Genomic DNA, 17,454 nt, shown 5'->3' with positions numbered 1-17,454 from the left:
AGAATTCCCTCAGACCGTAGGAGGCGAGGATGACGGCGCCACCCACCACCGTGCGCAGGTCGGTCATGCTGGTGGTCGCCCACCCCGACGATGACGCCTACGGTGTTGCCGGAAGCGTAGCGCTGCACTCGTCAGATCCTGGTTTCAGGTTTCTCCTGGTCCATGCCACTGACGGGTCGGGTGGCGACATCCCACCGGGCTTCCCGGCTACCCGGGAGTCGCTGGGGGCGGTCCGCCGGGGCGAGTGCCGGAACGCCTGGCGTGCCCTGGGCCGGGTCCCCGACCGTCATATCTGGCTCGACTATCAGGACGGGTCAGTGGCCGAGGTTCCGGACGGGGAGTTGGTCAACCGGATCGCTGCCCTCCTTCAGGAGGAACGCCCCGATGTGGTGGCAACTTTCGGGCCGGACGGGATCACCGGGCACCCTGACCACATCGCGGTCGGCCGGGCCACCGACGCCGCTTTTCACCGGGCTCGCGCCGACGGCGGTCCTGGGTTGCGGCGACTGCTGCACGGGGCGCTGAAGGCATCCACCTTCGAGCGGTGGAACGCCGCGCGCGTCCGGACGGGCAGGGACGCCTGGGACCCGAACCGGGTCTACCACCTGCGGGGCGTGCCCGATGAGACGGTCGCAGTTGAGGTCGACACCAGCCCGGTGGCCGACCGGATTGTGGCCGGGTTGTCGCAGCACCGCAGCCAGTTGCATGTGATCACCGATCCCACCCGGAGTGCCGCAGACTGGCGACGCACCGTCGGCCGCGAGTGCTACGTCATGGCCTGGCCGCCCCGGACCGCCGGGGACCCGCTCCTGCACGACATCTTCGAGGCGCTGTAGCTACGACGAAGCGCTGTAGACAGTCCTGACGCGGACTGCCCCGCAGCCTGGCGAGGCTACGGGGCAGTCGTCGTCGTACTGGTGGAGAATCGTGCCTAGTGGCCGCGTGCAATCCATTCGTCGAGGGATGGTGCTTCAGCGCCGACCGTCGTCGAGTCGCCGTGTCCGGGACGCACCACCGTGTCAGCCGGCAGGGTGAGCAGGCGGTTGCGGATCGATTCGATGATGGTCGGGAAGTCGCTGAAGGACCGGCCGGTGGCCCCGGGACCGCCCTGGAACAGGGTGTCGCCGGTGAAGACCGTCCCGGCCTCCTCAAGGTAGAAACTCACCGAACCGGGGGAGTGCCCCGGGGTGTGCAGCGCCTTGAGGGTAACGCCAGCTACCGTGAACTCGTCGCCGTCGTTGATGTCCTGGTCCGGCGCCGGATCAGGGTACACCTGGTCCCACAGCATCCGGTCCGCCGGGTGCAGGTGGATGGGTGCCCGGACGGCGTCGTACACGGCGCCGACCGCACGGATGTGGTCATCGTGGCCGTGGGTCAGCAGGATGGCCCGGACCTGACGGCCGTTGACCTGCTCGACGACGGCGTCCGCGTTGTGCGCCGGGTCGATGATGATGCACTCGGTGTCGTCGCCGATGATCCAGACGTTGTTGTCCACGTCCCAGGTCCCGCCGTCCAGCGAGAAGGTTCCGCTGGTGAGCAGGTGCTCCACGCGTGCAGCCATTAGAGTTCCACCACCGAGCGCAGCACCGAGCCGTCGTGCATCTTGTCGAACGCGGCCTCCACCTGATCAAGTTTGATGCGTTCGGTGACGAACGCGTCGAGGTCGAGGTTGCCCTGCTGGTAGTGGCTCACCAGCATAGGGAAGTCCCGGGACGGCAGGCAGTCGCCGTACCAGGAGGACTTCAGTGAGCCGCCCCGCCCGAACACGTCCAGCAGTGGCAGCTCCAGCACCATGTCGGGGGTGGGAACCCCGACCAGCACCACAGTGCCGGCAAGGTCGCGGGCGTAGAACGCCTGCTTGTAGGTTTCGGGGCGGCCGACGGCGTCGATCACCACGTTGGCTCCGTTGCCGTCGGTGAGGGCACGGATGGCTTCGACGGCGTCCTGGTCCTTGGAATTGACCGTGTGGGTAGCGCCCAGCTTCCGGGTGGCTTCGAGCTTCCGGTCGTCGATGTCGACAGCGATGATGGTCGTCGCCCCAGCCAGCTTGGCGCCGGCAATAGCGGCGCTACCTACGCCGCCGCAACCGATGACCGCTACGGAGTCGCCGAGACGGACGTTGCCGGTGTTGATGGCTGCGCCAATACCAGCCATGATGCCGCAGCCGAGCAGGCCGACAGCTGCGGCATCCGCTTCGGGATCCACCTTGGTGCACTGGCCGGCAGCGACGAGGGTCTTCTCGGCGAACGCGCCGATTCCGAGTGCGGGTGAGAGCTCGGTGCCGTCCTCAAGGGTCATCTTCTGGGTGGCGTTGTGGGTGTTGAAGCAGTACTGGGCTTCTCCACGGCGGCAGGCGCGGCATTCGCCGCAGACAGCACGCCAGTTCAGGATGACGCGGTCGCCGGCCTTGACCTGCGTAACGTCCGGGCCGACGGCGCTGACCACACCGGTTGCCTCGTGCCCAAGGAGGAACGGGTAATCGTCGCTGATCCCGCCCTGTTTGTAGTGCAGATCGGTGTGGCAGACGCCGCAGGTGAGGATGTCAACCAGCGCTTCACCCGGTCCGGGATCTGGCACCAGGATGGTTTCGATCGTCGCTGGTGAGTTCTTTTCCCTGACAATGACGGCTTGGACTCTATGAGCCATTTTTACACGGTCCTTTCGGTTGCTTACCGGGCGTTGACTCAAGCATAGGCACGGACACGGACAGTGACTCAATCAGGTGATCTTCACCCCACTCCGGCCTGAGAGGATCGCTGGATTGCACTGGACTGAATTGGCTCGTTGATCCCCTACAATTCTTCTACTGCGAGCGGAAATCCGCTGCCAACATGGGGGAACACATCATCAAATCTAATGTCGTAGCGTCGGGCGTGCTTGGAGCAGCGCTGCTCCTTACCGGCTGCAGCGCGAACGCGACCATCGAGCCTCAACCCGGACAAGCTGGCACCACAGCTTCCCCGCAGCCGAGCGAGACTTCTGCTTCGGCGACGGCAACTGCAGCCCCGATAGCAGGGACCATCAGTAAGGCGGAACTTGAGACTCACCTTGCTGGATTGACGGATGGTCTTGATGCTCCCTTACAGATAGTGCCCCTGGAGGATTCCGAGGCTGGAATGGAGGCCGCTGAAGAGGCGATGGAGGGGCGCGGTCATTGATCCCATCGAATGCGGGGAAAAGATGATTAACAACATGGCCCAAGCCCGAGGCAAAGCTACCGGTGGGGTAATGGGAATGGGCCAAGCCGACCCATTCGGCAGTGTTCTTTTACTTGTCGTACTCGGTGGTTCTGACGAAGAGGCACTCAGGCAGAGTTTCGATCTGGATCGTGGCTATCTGGATCAATGCTCACCAATGACCGTTACCGTGGGGGAAACGATAGTCACCCTCGTCTCCGAGGAACTGCCGCAGGACCTGGTCGGTGAAGAGTCCTACGCACTCCTTGCCACCGAGACGAGTGGAGCAGGGCAGACGACCTACACGATGGCTGTTACTGCACGCAGCAACGGTTTGATGGCGTCCGCGCAGTCTGTAGGCAGGTCCGAACCGGATGGGATACTGCAGGACAAACTAGCGGAACTAGCTGCTCAGGCGCTTGAGCCAGCTGGACCGTGAGTATTGGGAGGTTACAGTGCCCCCAGATCTGGCAACTTCCCGGCCGTAGTCTCCGCGGATACGACGAGGCTGGAATGGGTGTGGCGCTCTCCGGCTGCGCGGGCCGCCGGGCGCGACTGTACTCGAGCCAGCAGTCATCGATGAGGCGGACCGGATCATCGTGACGACCTCTGTCGAGTCCCTGTCGAATTGACGGGCAGACCTGTCAGGGCAACGATCTGGTGCCACTCACCGTTGACCTTGGGGAGCCGGTCGGGGACAGGCAACTGGTGGACGGAGCGTGCCTGGTGGTTGACGCGGTGGCCGCAGGCTACGGCGAGTACGACGCCGTGCGCTGGACGCCGAAAGGCCTTCTGTGAGGGGAAGGTCATCTTCGCCGTGGCACAGGCCCGAAGTGTGCTGGGCGCTAGGAAAATTTTCTTGAGTTCATTTCTTTTCCTACATTCATCCACCCCAAAAATGTCAGTGGCGGGTGATGTGATGGAGGTATGAAGCGGCAGGAGAACGCAGATGAGATCACCGGTTTTCCGGTGTCTGATTCTGTTGGTCCGGGCTCTTTTTCCGAGGGGGATCGTGCCAGTAAGGGGCCGGGGACTGGTGGGTCGGTGACATTAGATTCGTCGGCAGTACTGGATTCGTCGGGTGATCCGGTGTCGTTGTTCAGCTTGGGGGAGAAGATTTGGTTGGAGCCTGCCTTTGGTAGGGCCCGGCATCGTCCGGTTGCTGGTGATACTCCGCCGACGGAGGTGGAGGTAGCCGGTCCGGAAACGCTGGTGGCGATGCTGCGCCGTGGTGATGGCCCGGATCCCGCGGCTGACGCACTTGAGACTGCGCCGGACACCGCTGATCCCGGGACGGGTGGGCTGGGGACGGCTGGGCCCGGTACGGCTGGTCCTGGCACGGGTGGGCCTGGGACGGTTGAGTTGTTGGTGGCTGCTGATCGGTTGATGTCGTGGGTGGTGGCCCGGCAGGCGGAATTGGTCGCCGCGTTACACACTGAGGTTCAGGACGAGGCAGCGGCCCACGCCGCGTCCCGCCCCGGCGGGACGGTGGGGGCGGGGTTGGGGTTCACGTTGACCGCCGAGGAACTGGTGCCGCTGCTGAACCTCTCTGGACGTGCCGCTCACCGGCTGCTGGGCCAGAGCCTGACACTGGTCGAGGATCTGCCGAAGACCCTGCAATGCTTGGGGGCGGGGATGCTCACTCCCCGGCAGGCCCAGATCATCCTCGATGAGGCACTCACGATCCCGGCCGAGGCGTTGCCGGCCTTCGAAGAGGAAGTCCTCAAAACGGGGGCCCAGCTGATGGCGCCACGGCTGAAAGAGGGTGTCAAATGGTTTGTGTAAGGGGGTGGGGGCCTTAGCAGGAAGCCGAGATACTGATGTCCATGATTGATAAGGAAGCTCGTGAGGAGCGTAGGCGTTCTCAGCGTGAGGGTGTGGAGGCGTTGGAGGCCTCTGGTGCCCTGGATGAGTTGTATTCCATGATCGATGCCGGGCAGGTCGAGCTTGATGGCAAGGACGGTCTGATTCAGCGGCTGATCAAGGCGGGTTTGGAGCGGGGCTTGCAGGCCGAGCTCGGTGATCATCTGGGGTATGACAAGGGTGACCCGGACGCGGGGTTGTTTCCGAACTCACGCAATGGTGCCTTCCCCAAAACCGTCGGGACGGCTGTCGGGGACGTTGAGTTGGCCATTCCGCGGGATCGGGACGGCACGTTCACCCCGACCTTGGTCCCGAAAGGTTCCAGACGTCTGGGCGGGCTCGATGAGATGATCGTGAGCCTTTATGCCGGCGGGATGACGGTGCGTGATATTGAGCATCATCTGGTGTCCACGATCGGTACGGAGATCAGCCGTGAAACGATCTCGAAAATCACTGATGAAGTCCTCGAGGAGGTCACCGCCTGGCAGCGTCGGCCGCTGGAGGCCTTTTACCCGGTCATTTACCTCGACGCGATTGTGGTCAAGGTCCGCGACGGTGCGCACGTACGCAACAGAGCCGCCCACATAGCGGTCGGGGTCGACATGGAAGGAATCAAGCACGTCCTGGGTATCTGGGTCCAGGCCACCGAGGGTGCGAAGTTCTGGGCCGGTGTCTGCGCCGAGCTGGCTAACCGGGGGGTGAAGGACGTGTTGATCGTGTGCTGCGATGGGCTCACCGGGTTCCCCGAAGCGATCGAGGCGACCTGGCCCGATTCGCTCGTGCAGACCTGTGTGGTGCACCTGATCCGGGCGTCGATGCGGTTCGTGTCTTACGGGCAGCGTAAAGCCGTCGCGGCTGCTTTGAAAGCCGTTTACCAGGCCGCGAACGAGACCGCGGCGCGGGCCGCGTTGGAGGAATTCGCGGCCTCGGAGTTAGGGAAGAAGAACCCGAACACCGTCCGGGCCTTCGAGGACGCCTGGGATCGATTCACCCCGTTCCTGGCCTTCCCTCCGATGCTGCGCAGGGTCATTTACACCACCAACGCGATCGAGTCTTTGAACTTCCAGCTTCGAAAGATCATCAAGAACCGCGGCCATTTCCCCTCCGACGACGCAGTTGTGAAACTGCTCTGGCTGGCGATCTGCAACATCGAGGACAAACGCGCCCGCGAACGAGCCAAAGAACGCGGTCTCAACCGAGAGTCCAAACGCAAGGCCGATGGACGACTCGTCGAAGGACAAGTCACCATCAACTGGAAACAAGCCCTCGCCCAGCTCGCCCTCGCTTACCCCGAACGCATCAACCCCCACCTATGAAAACCATCCAGCGGCCACCCGCTTACACAAACAACTTGACAGGCTCGGCTGAAAGCCAAGTGCAAGCGGGTCAGGGAGAAACTCCACCCCGCATCCGCGATCACCCGCAGGCGTGCCGCAGCCGCGGACCGGCATATCGAGGTGAGCCCCGACCACGACGGGATGGCCTGGCTGTCCGCGTATCTGCCCGCCGAGCGGGCCTGCGGCATCGAGAACCGGGTCACGTTCATGGCCCGGGCCCTGCAAAACCCGCACGAAACCCGGACCCTCACCCAACTCAAAGCCGACGTCTTCGGAGACCTCCTCACCCACCACTGTGACCCCAACGCACCCGGGACAGCGGCGAATCAACGCGGGGCTGCGTCGAACACCGGAACCGGTGCCACCGGAACTCGTGACAACCCCGCGGACGCCAGTGACACCCGTGCCAGCGACACCGTCACCGGCGGGACCCGTACCCGGCCCGCGGACGCCAGCGGAACGGGTGCCGGTGAAGACCCTGCTGAGGGTGCGGGGGTGGTGGATTTGGCATCAGTGCTCGGTGTCCAGCCCGTGGTGTTCGTGACCGTTCCCGTGCTGACCCTGCTCGGCGGGAACGAACCAGCCGAACTCGAGGGTTTCGGGCCGATCGACCCGGACACCGCCCGGAACCTCGCCGCCCACGCCAAAGGATTCACCAGGATCCTCACACACCCGGAAACCGGGACAGTACTCAGCGTCGGCCGGGACCGCTACAAAGTCCCCAAAGACCTCCGCAAAACCGTCCTAGTCAGAGACAAAACCTGCCGACACCCCGGCTGCAACCGGCCCGGCCCGGTATGCGACCTCGACCACACCATCCCCTGGCACCACGGCGGAACCACCAGCTACGACAACCTCGCCGCCCTCTGCCGGAAACACCACCTGCTCAAAACCGCCGGCTACTGGCACTACCAACAACCCCACCCCGGCACCCTCACCGCCACCTCACTCACCGGCAAAACCTACACCACACAACCCCAACCACCCCCGTTCTAACCAAAGGAAACCGCGCCCCGAAGAAAACCGCCCCGAAAAGAAGACAAGGGGCACCCCCGTGGCAATTAGATCTGATTCCAAATGGCGGGCAGGGGAGGATACTGGTCGCTAAGTGGTCAGAGTCGAAGATCAATTGAGGGCTGAGGTGGCTGATGCGACGCAGGGATCGGCGTGTTCTGGTGGCCACCGCGATCACCGGTGCTGCGCTGCTCGGGGGCTGCAGCGTTCCGGACGGGCCCCGTGGCGATGCGACGTGGCACCTTGCCCGTCCCGCCGACGTATCAGCCGATTCAACCAGCCTTGAAGTGGGGGTTGAGCGCGCTGCCTGTGCCAGCGGCAGGACGGGGACTGTACTCGAGCCGGAGGTCACCTACGAGACGGACCGGATCATCGTGACGACCTATGTCGAGCCCCTGACCGGCGGCGTCCAATCATGCCAGGGCAACGATGTAGTGCCACTCACCGTTGAGCTTGGAGAGCCGATCGGGGAAAGGAAACTGGTGGATGGTGTATGCCTGGTGCCCGACGCGGTACCCGCATCGTTGTGTGAGGACGACGGCGTTCGCTGGGCTATCCGTACACCGTCTGCGTCTGCTGTCTGGGGACTACCGAAGGGATAGGTGGTCCGGCCAGGTTCGACGAGCTTCAGGGTTGATGTGACCCGGACGGGTTGTTCTGGCGGTGTGACTGGGCGTGTGCTGGAGCCAATGATCACCTACGGGGCGGACCAGATCATCATCAGGACCGATGTCGAGCCGTTGCCGGAGGGCGCATATGACTGTCCGGGCAATGAAATTGTCGAAACGACAGTCGAACTATCAGAACCAGTTGGGGACAGGGAACTGGTCGATGCGGCATGCGTGACCGGCGACGCTGTCACCACTACCTTCTGCGAGGACGACGGCGTTCGCTGGGCTCCGCGGTAACTCAGCAGCTTGCCGGACTAGCGACCAGCTATCACGGGACGCTTTCCGACCCCACTCCCCAGAACGCGGTCAGCGGGTGACCGCATCTCTCGTTAGCGTGGGGATCCAGTCATAAGTCCAGGACCCAGCGGAAAGGTTGCCCCCATGCGTATTGCAGTTACCACTCCAAACGGTCATGTGGGGCATCACCTCACCCGGGCGCTGGTCAGGGCCGGGCTCCGCCCGCTCCTGCTGATGCGTCAGCCCGACAGGCTCGACCCGGAGCTGACCGAATACGTGGACGTGGCTCAAGCCGACAGTCGGGACAAGGACCAGGTCAGCGCCGCTACTGTAGGCGTCGACGCGCTGTACTGGGTTGATCCCTCGCCCGAGAGCGACAAGCCCCTGGCTGACTACACTCTGGCCACCGGCGCGGTGGTGTCGGCCGTCCTGAAGAACAACATCCCCCGGGTGGTGTTCCAGAGCAGCGTCGGCGCGGAGAAGCGCCACGGGGCTGGCGAAATCGACGGGCTCGCAGCCACCGAGATGGCGCTGGACACCCTGAACGTGGACGTGACCCACCTGCGCTGCGGGTACTTTTTCATTAACCTTTTGTTCCAGGCGGATGCCGTCCGTGCGGGACTCCTGCAGGTGGTGGTGCCGCTGGATGCCCCGATGAGTTGGGTGGCTCCGCGGGACATCGCCGACGTCGCAGCATCAATCCTGCTGGACACCAGCTGGCAGGGCCGGAGGGTCCGCGCAGTGCACGGGCCCACCGACCTCAGCTGGCGCGAGGTGGCGTCGATCCTGACCGCCGAGCTGGGACAGCAGGTGGTGGCGGAACGGATCACCGATCAGGAGCTGTACAACCAGTATCTTGGGTTCGGTCTGCCCCCTGCGGTGGCCAACGCTGCGCTGGGCATGTCGACAGGACTGCGGGACGACTTCACTCCCGAGCAGCCACGGACCGTTGCCACGACCACCGCCACCTCACTGCCGTCCTGGGTCCACGACGAACTTATTGCCCAGATCTGAACCCAGGGTCGGACTAGCTACCCAGGCGGGCCATCACATCGGAGACTGAAGGATTGGTGGCGGCGGAGCCGTCAGGGAACAACACCGTCGGGACCGTCTGGTTGCCACCGTTGAGGGATTCCACCAGGGCTGCGGTGCCTTCGACCTCTTCGATGTTGATCTCCGTGTAGCCGACACCCTTGGCATCAAGCTGCTTCTTCAGTCGGCGGCAGTACCCGCACCAGCTGGTTGAGAACATGGTGATCGTGCCGGCATCGGGGGTGTAGTCCACGGTGCTCCTTTGAGGAATTGTTGGTGGCGGCAAGACAGGAACGCCTTGCACGGATACGCAGTGATTCACGTATACAGGGTTCAACACACGCGGGGTCGGTTAGATTCCGCGCGCGGTGACGTTGGGTTGCTGGCGGATCAGACGATCTCGCGGAGCGTGACCGTCCCATCGTCGGCGACAGACAGGCCCGGGTTGTGGCAGACCTCCCAGTGGAAGCCGTCCGGATCGGCGAAATATCCCGAATAGCCGCCCCAGCTCATCGCGGTGCCCTCAGCGACCAGTTCCGCACCAGCGCTGACAACCGTCTGGAGAATCGCGTCCACCTCGTCCGGTGAATCGACGTTGTGGCCCAGCGTCAGCGGTGGGGCGATCGGACCGTGGCCAATATCCCCTGCCTCCGCGGCCAGGTGATCGGCCCGGAAAAGTGATAGCACCAGGCCGTGGCCTACCTGGAAGAACGCCACCTCATCAGGGACGTACACGAGGGGCTCCCACCCCAGAGCCTTTGCGTAAAAAGCGTAGGAGGTGTCAAGGTTTCGGACACCCAGCGTGATGACTGTGACCTGAGGTTTCATGAGTTGATCCTACTGACACATTCGCGGGTTCAGCACCGGCGCGCGCTGGCCGGGTTGTTGGTCGCTTCAGGCGCAGCGGATACCATCAGAGAGTTAACCCACCGCACCACCTTTGCTAGGAGACCACTGTGTCAGCGCCTTCCCTTATCACCCTCCTCGTCGACGGCGAAGAGCACCAGGTGACTACGGGCACTACCGGCGTTGACCTGTTCGCCGACCGCCGCGATGTAGTTGTCGTCCGTGTTGACGGCGAATTGGTGGACCTGGATCAGCCCATCCCCGCCGGTGCCAAGGTCGAGCCAATCACCATCGGCTCGCCCGAGGGCCTGGAAGTGTTGCGCCACTCGGCGGCGCACGTCATGGCTCAGGCAGTGCAGCAGCTGCGTCCCGGCGCCAAACTGGGCATCGGCCCGTACATCACCGACGGCTTCTACTTCGACTTCGACGTCGAGACCCCCTTCACCCCCGAAGACCTGAAGCAGCTCGAAAAGATGATGCTGAAGATCGTCAACAGCAACCAGCTGTTCGTCCGCCGCGTCGCGACCGAGGCCGAAGCCCGCGAAGCGATGGCTGACGAGCCCTACAAGCTGGAACTCATCGGTCTCAAGGGCGGTTCGGGAGACATCACTGACGACGACGGCGCCTCAGTCGAGGTCGGTGCCGGCGAACTGACCATTTACGACAACATCGACCGCAAGAGTGGCGACGTCGTCTGGAAAGACCTATGCCGCGGCCCGCACCTGCCCAACACCAAGCTCATCTCCAACGCCTACGCTCTGACCCGCTCAGCCGCCGCCTACTGGCGCGGCAGCGAAAAGAACCCACAGCTGCAGCGCATCTACGGCACTGCCTGGCCCACCAAGGACGAACTCAAGGCCTACCAGGAGCGCATCGCTGAAGCCGAGCGCCGCGACCACCGCAAGCTCGGCACCGAACTGGACCTGTTCTCCTTCCCCGACGAGCTGGGCTCGGGCCTGCCCGTGTTCCACCCCAAGGGCGGAATCATCCGCAAGGCGATGGAAGACTACTCACGCCAGCGCCACGTCGACGCCGGCTACGAGTTCGTCTACACGCCCCACATCACGAAGGGCCACCTCTACGAGGTGTCGGGCCACCTGGACTGGTACCGCGACGGCATGTTCCCGGCGATGCATGTCGACGAGGAACTCAATGAGGACGGCACCGTGCGCAAGCCGGGCCAGGACTACTACCTCAAGCCGATGAACTGCCCCATGCACAACCTGATCTTCAAGTCCCGGGGCCGGTCCTACCGCGAACTGCCGCTGCGCATGTTCGAGTTCGGATCCGTCTACCGGTACGAAAAGTCAGGCGTGGTGCACGGGCTGACCCGGGTGCGCGGCATGACCCAGGACGACGCCCACATCTACTGCACCCGCGAGCAGATGAAGGATGAGCTCACCGAGACGCTGAACTTCGTGCTGGGCCTGCTCAAGGACTACGGCCTGGACGATTTCTACCTGGAGCTCTCCACCAAGAACCCCGAAAAGTCGGTGGGCTCGGATGAGATCTGGGACGAGGCAACCCGGACCCTCGCCGAGGTGGGCGAAGCCTCGGGGCTCGAACTGCGTCCCGATCCGGGCGGAGCCGCGTTCTACGGTCCCAAGATCTCTGTCCAGGCCCGCGACGCCATCGGCCGCACCTGGCAGATGTCCACCATCCAGCTGGACTTCAACCTGCCGGAACGGTTCGAACTGGAGTATCAGGCCGCCGATGGTACCCGTCAACGCCCGGTCATGATCCACCGTGCATTGTTCGGCTCGATTGAACGGTTCATGGGGGTGCTCACCGAGCACTACGCCGGTGCGTTCCCGGCCTGGCTTGCGCCCGTTCAGGTGCTGGCCATTCCGGTCGCCGAGGCCTTCAACGAGTACCTGTTCGACGTCGTGGACAAGCTCAAGGCCGAGGGCATCCGTGCCCAGGTGGACATCGGCACTGACCGTTTCCCGAAGAAGATCCGCACCGCGAGCAAGGAGAAGGTTCCCTTCGTCCTGATCGCTGGCGGCGACGACCAGGACGCCGGAGCAGTATCGTTCAGGTTCCGCGATGGCAGCCAGGACAACCAGGTGCCGGTCGACGAGGCAGTCCGGCGCATCGTCGAGGCCGTCCGGAATCGGGATAAGTAAAACGTATGGAGGGTACTACGGGGGCTGACGGGGCGAACGCCGACGGGCATTATCCTGGCGACGACGACGTGAGGGACGACTTCGAGCTTGCCGGGGTGCCCGACGCTTTTCAGCGCCTGTGGACTCCGCACCGGATGGCCTACATCAAGGGCGGGCAATCCCAGTTCAAGGACAAGGACTGCCCGTTCTGTGTGGCGCCATCCCGTAGCGACGAGGAATCCCTCATCGTGCACCGCGGCACCCATGCCTATGTGATCCTCAACCTCTTCCCGTACAACCCGGGTCACCTGCTGGTCTGCCCGTACCGCCACGTTCCCGACTACACCGACGTCGACGCCGCCGAGACGGTCGAGATCGCCGAGCTCACCCAGACGGCGATGCGCGTGCTGCGGGAGGTTGCCAAGCCCACCGGGTTCAATCTCGGCATGAACCAGGGTGTGACCGGCGGCGCTGGAATCGCAGCGCACCTGCACCAGCATGTGGTGCCGCGCTGGGGTGGCGACGGCAACTTCCTGCCGATCATCGCGCAGACCAAGGCGATCACGCAGACCCTCGACGAGGTGCGGACCCAGATGGCTGACGCCTGGCCGCAGCCGTCAGGTGCCGCGCCGTCCGATGCAGGTCCGTCATCCGATGCAGCTCCGTCAGGGGAGAAGACCCGGCAGGCCGGTGGCGACGATGCTCAATAAGTATGCGCGGAGGTTCTTCACGTCGCTGTTCAGCCCCCTGGCGAAGCTCCTCCTCAAGTGGGGTGTCTCGCCTGACGCCGTGACCATCGTCGGTACTCTCGGTGTCGCCGTCGGCGCGCTGGTGTTCTACCCGATGGGCGAGCTGTTCTGGGGCACCGTGTTCATCACGGTGTTCGTGTTCTCCGACCTGGTGGACGGCATCATGGCACGCATCAAGGGCGCGGTAGGGAGCTGGGGAAACTTCCTCGATTCCACCCTCGACCGGATCGCCGACGGCGCCCTGTTCGCCGGGGTGGCCATCTGGTTCTTCGGCGACGGTGACAACACCCCCATCGCGATTGCCGCGCTGGCGTGCCTAGTCCTCGGGATGCTCGTGTCCTATGCGCGGGCGAAGGCTGAATCGCTGGGCTTCACGGCCAATGTGGGGATCGCCGAACGGGCCGAACGGCTGGTGTCGGTGCTGGTGGTGACTGGCCTGACCGGGTTGGGGCTGCCCGAGGTGGTGCTGCTCACGGTACTGATCCTGCTGGCCCTGGCCAGCACTGCCACGGTCATTCAGCGGGTAGCGGCGGTCCACAAACAGGCGATGGCCTCCAGCGGAAGCCACTAGCGGCAGATCCCGGTCTTTCGCGGGCGTATTATTAATTGTTATCTTTTTACCTAACTTAGGGGCGAATTGTGTCCACCGTTGAAGAAACTTCGACAACCGCGCCCGTGACCGGCAGCAGCCGGGTCAAGCGCGGCATGGCTGAAATGCTCAAGGGCGGCGTCATCATGGACGTTGTCACGGCCGAGCAGGCGCGCATCGCTGAAGATGCCGGCGCCGTCGCCGTTATGGCACTCGAGCGCGTACCAGCCGATATCAGGGCGCAGGGCGGCGTGTCACGGATGAGCGACCCGGACATGATCGACAGCATCATCGAGGCCGTCTCCATCCCGGTGATGGCCAAGGCCCGGATCGGCCACTTCGTTGAGGCGCAGGTGCTCCAGTCCCTCGGCGTCGACTACATCGACGAGTCCGAGGTACTGACCCCGGCCGACTACGCCAACCACATCGACAAGTGGAAGTTCACTGTTCCCTTCGTCTGCGGTGCCACGAACCTGGGCGAGGCGCTGCGCCGCCTCAACGAGGGTGCAGCGATGATCAGGTCCAAGGGCGAGGCCGGCACCGGTGACGTCTCGAACGCCACCATGCACATGCGGAAGATCCGTTCCGAGATCCTGCGCCTCTCCTCGATGGCCGAGGACGAACTGTACGTGGCCGCCAAGGAACTGCAGGCACCCTTTGACCTGGTCAAGGAGGTTGCCCGCACCGGCAAGCTTCCGGTGGTGCTTTTCACCGCCGGCGGCATCGCCACCCCGTCCGACGCCGCAATGATGATGCAGCTCGGCGCCGACGGCGTCTTCGTGGGCTCCGGCATCTTCAAGTCCGGCAACCCGGCGGAGCGCGCGGCAGCCATCGTGAAGGCGACCACCTTCCACGACGACCCCGACATGATCGCCAAGGTCTCCCGTGGCCTCGGCGAAGCGATGGTCGGTATCAACGTCGACGAAATCCCCGAGCCGCACCGTCTCGCAGAGCGCGGCTGGTAGCAGTTCACCCACCATTACAAAAAAATGCGGACCGCCCTTCGGGGTGGTCCGCATTTTTGTGTGCTGGGGCCCGGAACTAGAGTTCCAGCCAGTACGTCTGGCCCCGGCCGATCAACTCAAATCCCCGGCGCGAATACAGCTCAAACCCCTGCGGTGTCGCGTTCAACGCGAGGTTCTCGGCGCCCGAAGCGGCAGCAGCACTGCTCAACCGGCTCAGCAGCGCAGTCCCCAGGCCCCGCCGCTGGTAGTCCGGCAGCACCTCCATGTTGAAGATGCCGCCCAGTCCCTTCAGCCCCGACACCCCGGACGGGTAGAACGAGTACCCGGCCCCCGCAATGGAGCCGTCCACCCTCGCCTCCGCGTGCCACGCCTGACGCGGCTGGGACCTCACCACCCGCAGCTCCTGCAGCAATGGCCCCCGGTAGTCGGGGACCTCGGTTGTGAGAGTCGCGGCGGCGTCGTCGTACCCGGCCGGATCCTCCACACTGGCGGCCATCCACCAGGGCTGCCACCCTGGGCTGAAACCCAGCCCGGTCAGGGGTGACCCATTGACCCCACCGCCCAGCCAGACGCCCACCCGGTGGGCGCCCAGCCGGGTCGCCTCGGCGAGGGCTGGCCGGATCCCGGCCGGCGAGATTTCCAGCGGAAAGAGCAGGATCAGTTCCCGGCGCGCCGGAAGCCAGACCCACTCCGAGCCGTGGGTGGTGAACATGCGCCCGCCCGTGGCCGAGGACACCGCAGCGAACCAGGATCGTTGCAGGCGCTGGCACGCCGCGATGGTGACCATGGGTTCCTAGGCCAGCCCGCGACGGGTGAGCAGCGGATCAATCAGGGCGTCGCGGCCACGGAAGTTGCGGAACGCCTGCAGCGGGTCAATGCTGTTGCCGCGCGACAGCAGCTCGGTCCTGAAGTGGTCACCATTCTCGCGGGTAAGGCCACCGGAGGACTTGAACCACTCGACGGTGTCAGCGTCAAGCACTTCGCTCCAGATGTACGCGTAGTACGCGGCCGAGTAGCCTCCGGCGAAGATGTGCTTGAAATAGCCCGTCCGGTAGCGCGGCGGTACGGGGGCGAAGTCGAGGCCGGCCTTGGTCAGCGCCTCCCGTTCGAACTCCACCGGGTCCTCGACGGTGGTCCCCGCCGGGATCGCGTGCCAGGCCAGGTCCAGCAGCGCAGCCCCCAGATACTCGGTCGTCGCGAAGCCTTCACCCCAGGTCTGGGCGGCGAGCAGCTTCTCGACGGTCCCGGCCGGCAGCGGCTCACCCGTCTGGTAGTGCCTGGCGTAGTTGGCCACCACCTCCGGCCACAGGATCCACATCTCATTCACCTGTGACGGGTACTCGACGAAGTCCCGCGGCACTGAAGTCCCGGAGAAGGTCGGGTAGGTGACCGACGAGAACAGGCCGTGAAGGGCATGCCCAAACTCGTGGAACGTGGTCACCACCTGGTCGAACGTCAGGAGGGTGGGTTCGCCGGCGGGCGGCTTGGGGATGTTCAGGTTATTCACGACGACGACGTGCGTGCCGGTGAGTGTCGACTGCTCGACGAAGGAGTTCATCCAGGCGCCGCCGTTTTTGGTGTCCCGGGTGTAGTAGTCGCCGAGGAACAGTCCCAGTTCCCCGCCGTCGGCGTCCCTGACCTCCCAGACCCGCACCTCGGGGTGGTAGCCCTCAAGGTCGGACCGCTCGGAAAAGGTCAGGCCGTAGAGTTTGTTCGCGGCGAAGAAGATGCCGTCCTGCAGCACCCGCTCCAGTTCGAAGTAGGGGCGCAGGGCGGACAGGTCGACGTCGAACTTGTCGGCACGCACCTTCTCTGAGTAGTACGCCCAGTCCCAGGCTTCGATCGGATGGCCAGCGGCGGCTTCAAGGTCCACTGCCTCGGCCCGCGCGTTGCGGACCGCCGCGGGAGCCAGCTGGCCCAGCATCTGGTGGATGGCGTCAAGCGACGGGGCCGTCTGGTCGTCGGTAGCGGCAGCGGCGTGGCTGTCGAACCCCAGCAGTGCGGCGCGGTTGGCGCGCAGCTCGGCCATCCGGGCGGCAATGCCGAGGGTCCGGTTCTCGTTGTCGGCGAATCCGCGGTTGACTGAGGCCTCGTGCAGCCGCTGTCGGGTAGCCCGGTTGGTCAGGGTCTCCATCGCCGGCTGCGCCGTGGGCAGGATCAGGGTGAGCAGGAACTTCCCCGGGTGGCCAGCGGATTCGGCTGCAGCAGCGGCCGATCCGATGTCGTCAGCCGACAGGCCGGCGAGCTCCTCAGCCGTGTCGACCAGGAGCGCCGAGTTGTTCGTGTCCCGGAGCAGCCGCTGCTGGAAGTCGGTGCTGAGCTGGGAGAGTTCGGTGTTCAGTGCCCGCAGCTTGCCCTGGGCGTCGTCATCGAGCTGGGCACCGGCGCGGATGAACCGCTTGATGTACTCCTCGACCAGCCGCGTGGACTCGGCGTCCAGGCCGTCGGTCGGCACTGCCTTGATCCTGTCGAAGAGGCCCCGGTTCAGGGAAATGTTGTCCTCGTGCTCGGCGTAGCGGGGAAAGATCTCAGTCTCCAGCGCCTGAATAGCGGGCGTGGAGTGCGCGGAGGAGCTGTTGTAAAACGTCAGCGCCACCCGCCGGAGGGTGGACCCGGCACGTTCGAGGGCAACAACTGTGTTCTGAAAGGACGCTGGCTCCGGCGAGGAGACGATCGACTCGATTTCCGCTAGATGCTCGGCGAACCCCGCCTCGAAGGCTGGCAGGTAGTGGTCATCCTGGACCAGGCCAAAGGGCGGGAGATGGTACGGCAGGGTACTGGGGGCAAGGAAAGGGTTGCTCATAACAACTAACCCTTACACATGGCGGGCGGGCACTCCAGCAACCCGCGAATCAGCTTCGGCGCGCGGC

The 17,454-nt window shown here is 64.4% G+C and carries 19 protein-coding genes; 13 read left to right on the top strand and 6 right to left on the bottom strand.

Annotated elements, in window-relative coordinates; translation table 11 throughout:
• Window positions 1-29 precede the first annotated feature (29 nt).
• Window positions 30-836: a PIG-L family deacetylase gene (locus tag HMI57_RS15790; RefSeq protein ID WP_228721154.1), complete on the top strand. Its 807-nt coding sequence runs from the start codon at window positions 30-32 to the stop codon at window positions 834-836.
• Between the two features lie 95 nt (window positions 837-931).
• On the opposite strand, the gene HMI57_RS15785 is transcribed toward HMI57_RS15790, so the two are convergent.
• Window positions 932-1,561, bottom strand: a complete 630-nt coding sequence (locus HMI57_RS15785; protein WP_171586964.1) for an MBL fold metallo-hydrolase — start codon at window positions 1,559-1,561, stop codon at window positions 932-934.
• A complete protein-coding gene (locus HMI57_RS15780) occupies window positions 1,561-2,646 on the bottom strand; it encodes an S-(hydroxymethyl)mycothiol dehydrogenase (RefSeq protein ID WP_171586962.1) in 1,086 nt (361 codons plus the stop codon). Before HMI57_RS15780 ends, HMI57_RS15785 begins: the two co-directional genes overlap by 1 nt.
• A 708-nt stretch (window positions 2,647-3,354) precedes the next feature.
• On the opposite strand from HMI57_RS15780, the gene HMI57_RS15775 reads away from it, so the two are divergent.
• The 8 genes from HMI57_RS15775 (at window position 3,355) to HMI57_RS15740 (ending at window position 9,312) form a co-directional block, all read left to right on the top strand.
• On the top strand, window positions 3,355-3,615 hold the full coding sequence (locus HMI57_RS15775; RefSeq protein WP_171586960.1) for a hypothetical protein: 261 nt from the start codon (window positions 3,355-3,357) through the stop codon (window positions 3,613-3,615).
• Between the two features lie 221 nt (window positions 3,616-3,836).
• On the top strand, window positions 3,837-3,974 hold the full coding sequence (locus HMI57_RS15770) for a hypothetical protein (protein WP_171586959.1): 138 nt from the start codon (window positions 3,837-3,839) through the stop codon (window positions 3,972-3,974).
• A gap of 387 nt (window positions 3,975-4,361) precedes the next feature.
• The gene (locus HMI57_RS15765) at window positions 4,362-4,961 is read left to right on the top strand and encodes a hypothetical protein (RefSeq protein WP_171586958.1); all 600 of its coding nucleotides are present in this window, start codon (window positions 4,362-4,364) and stop codon (window positions 4,959-4,961) included.
• A 41-nt stretch (window positions 4,962-5,002) separates the two neighbouring features.
• A complete protein-coding gene (locus tag HMI57_RS15760) occupies window positions 5,003-6,355 on the top strand; it encodes an IS256 family transposase (protein ID WP_171586957.1) in 1,353 nt (450 codons plus the stop codon).
• Window positions 6,356-6,403: 48 nt separating this feature from the next.
• Window positions 6,404-7,372, top strand: coding sequence for an HNH endonuclease signature motif containing protein (locus tag HMI57_RS15755; RefSeq protein WP_228721157.1), 969 nt, complete (start codon window positions 6,404-6,406; stop codon window positions 7,370-7,372).
• Window positions 7,373-7,524: 152 nt separating this feature from the next.
• Window positions 7,525-7,992, top strand: coding sequence for a hypothetical protein (locus HMI57_RS15750; protein ID WP_171586956.1), 468 nt, complete (start codon window positions 7,525-7,527; stop codon window positions 7,990-7,992).
• A 75-nt stretch (window positions 7,993-8,067) separates the two neighbouring features.
• Window positions 8,068-8,298: a hypothetical protein gene (locus HMI57_RS15745; RefSeq protein ID WP_171586955.1), complete on the top strand. Its 231-nt coding sequence runs from the start codon at window positions 8,068-8,070 to the stop codon at window positions 8,296-8,298.
• 144 nt (window positions 8,299-8,442) lie between these two features.
• On the top strand, window positions 8,443-9,312 hold the full coding sequence (locus tag HMI57_RS15740) for an NAD(P)H-binding protein (protein WP_171586954.1): 870 nt from the start codon (window positions 8,443-8,445) through the stop codon (window positions 9,310-9,312).
• Between the two features lie 13 nt (window positions 9,313-9,325).
• Here HMI57_RS15740 and HMI57_RS15735 read toward each other — a convergent pair whose 3' ends face one another.
• Window positions 9,326-9,583: a mycoredoxin gene (locus tag HMI57_RS15735; RefSeq protein WP_318779267.1), complete on the bottom strand. Its 258-nt coding sequence runs from the start codon at window positions 9,581-9,583 to the stop codon at window positions 9,326-9,328.
• A 137-nt stretch (window positions 9,584-9,720) separates the two neighbouring features.
• On the bottom strand, window positions 9,721-10,158 hold the full coding sequence (locus HMI57_RS15730) for a VOC family protein (RefSeq protein ID WP_171586953.1): 438 nt from the start codon (window positions 10,156-10,158) through the stop codon (window positions 9,721-9,723).
• 128 nt (window positions 10,159-10,286) lie between these two features.
• Here HMI57_RS15730 and thrS point away from each other — a divergent pair, with 128 nt between their 5' ends.
• The 4 genes from thrS to pdxS all read left to right on the top strand — a co-directional run bounded on the left by thrS (window position 10,287) and on the right by pdxS (window position 14,584).
• Window positions 10,287-12,302 (top strand): threonine--tRNA ligase, encoded by a 2,016-nt coding sequence (gene thrS / locus HMI57_RS15725; protein WP_171586952.1) that lies wholly within the window; start codon window positions 10,287-10,289, stop codon window positions 12,300-12,302.
• Between the two features lie 5 nt (window positions 12,303-12,307).
• Window positions 12,308-12,991 (top strand): HIT domain-containing protein, encoded by a 684-nt coding sequence (locus HMI57_RS15720; protein WP_171586951.1) that lies wholly within the window; start codon window positions 12,308-12,310, stop codon window positions 12,989-12,991.
• Window positions 12,981-13,601 (top strand): phosphatidylinositol phosphate synthase, encoded by a 621-nt coding sequence (gene pgsA / locus HMI57_RS15715; protein ID WP_171586950.1) that lies wholly within the window; start codon window positions 12,981-12,983, stop codon window positions 13,599-13,601. The genes HMI57_RS15720 and pgsA overlap by 11 nt, the downstream gene beginning before the upstream one ends.
• A 68-nt stretch (window positions 13,602-13,669) precedes the next feature.
• A complete protein-coding gene (gene pdxS, locus HMI57_RS15710) occupies window positions 13,670-14,584 on the top strand; it encodes a pyridoxal 5'-phosphate synthase lyase subunit PdxS (RefSeq protein ID WP_171586949.1) in 915 nt (304 codons plus the stop codon).
• A 76-nt stretch (window positions 14,585-14,660) separates the two neighbouring features.
• Here the strand turns inward: pdxS and HMI57_RS15705 are convergent, their stop codons facing one another.
• Together HMI57_RS15705 and HMI57_RS15700 are read right to left on the bottom strand one after the other, a co-directional pair.
• Complete coding sequence (locus HMI57_RS15705; RefSeq protein WP_171586948.1) at window positions 14,661-15,371, bottom strand: GNAT family N-acetyltransferase; 711 nt, start codon at window positions 15,369-15,371, stop codon at window positions 14,661-14,663.
• 6 nt (window positions 15,372-15,377) lie between these two features.
• Window positions 15,378-17,387 (bottom strand): M3 family metallopeptidase, encoded by a 2,010-nt coding sequence (locus HMI57_RS15700; protein WP_171586947.1) that lies wholly within the window; start codon window positions 17,385-17,387, stop codon window positions 15,378-15,380.
• Window positions 17,388-17,454 lie beyond the last annotated feature (67 nt).

This window comes from Arthrobacter sp. 260 (assembly GCF_013116745.1).
In the GTDB taxonomy this organism is placed as follows: Bacteria; Actinomycetota; Actinomycetes; order Actinomycetales; family Micrococcaceae; genus Arthrobacter_D.
The sequence above is the reverse complement of the archived record's forward strand: the minus strand, read 5'-3'. Positions and strand labels throughout refer to the sequence as shown.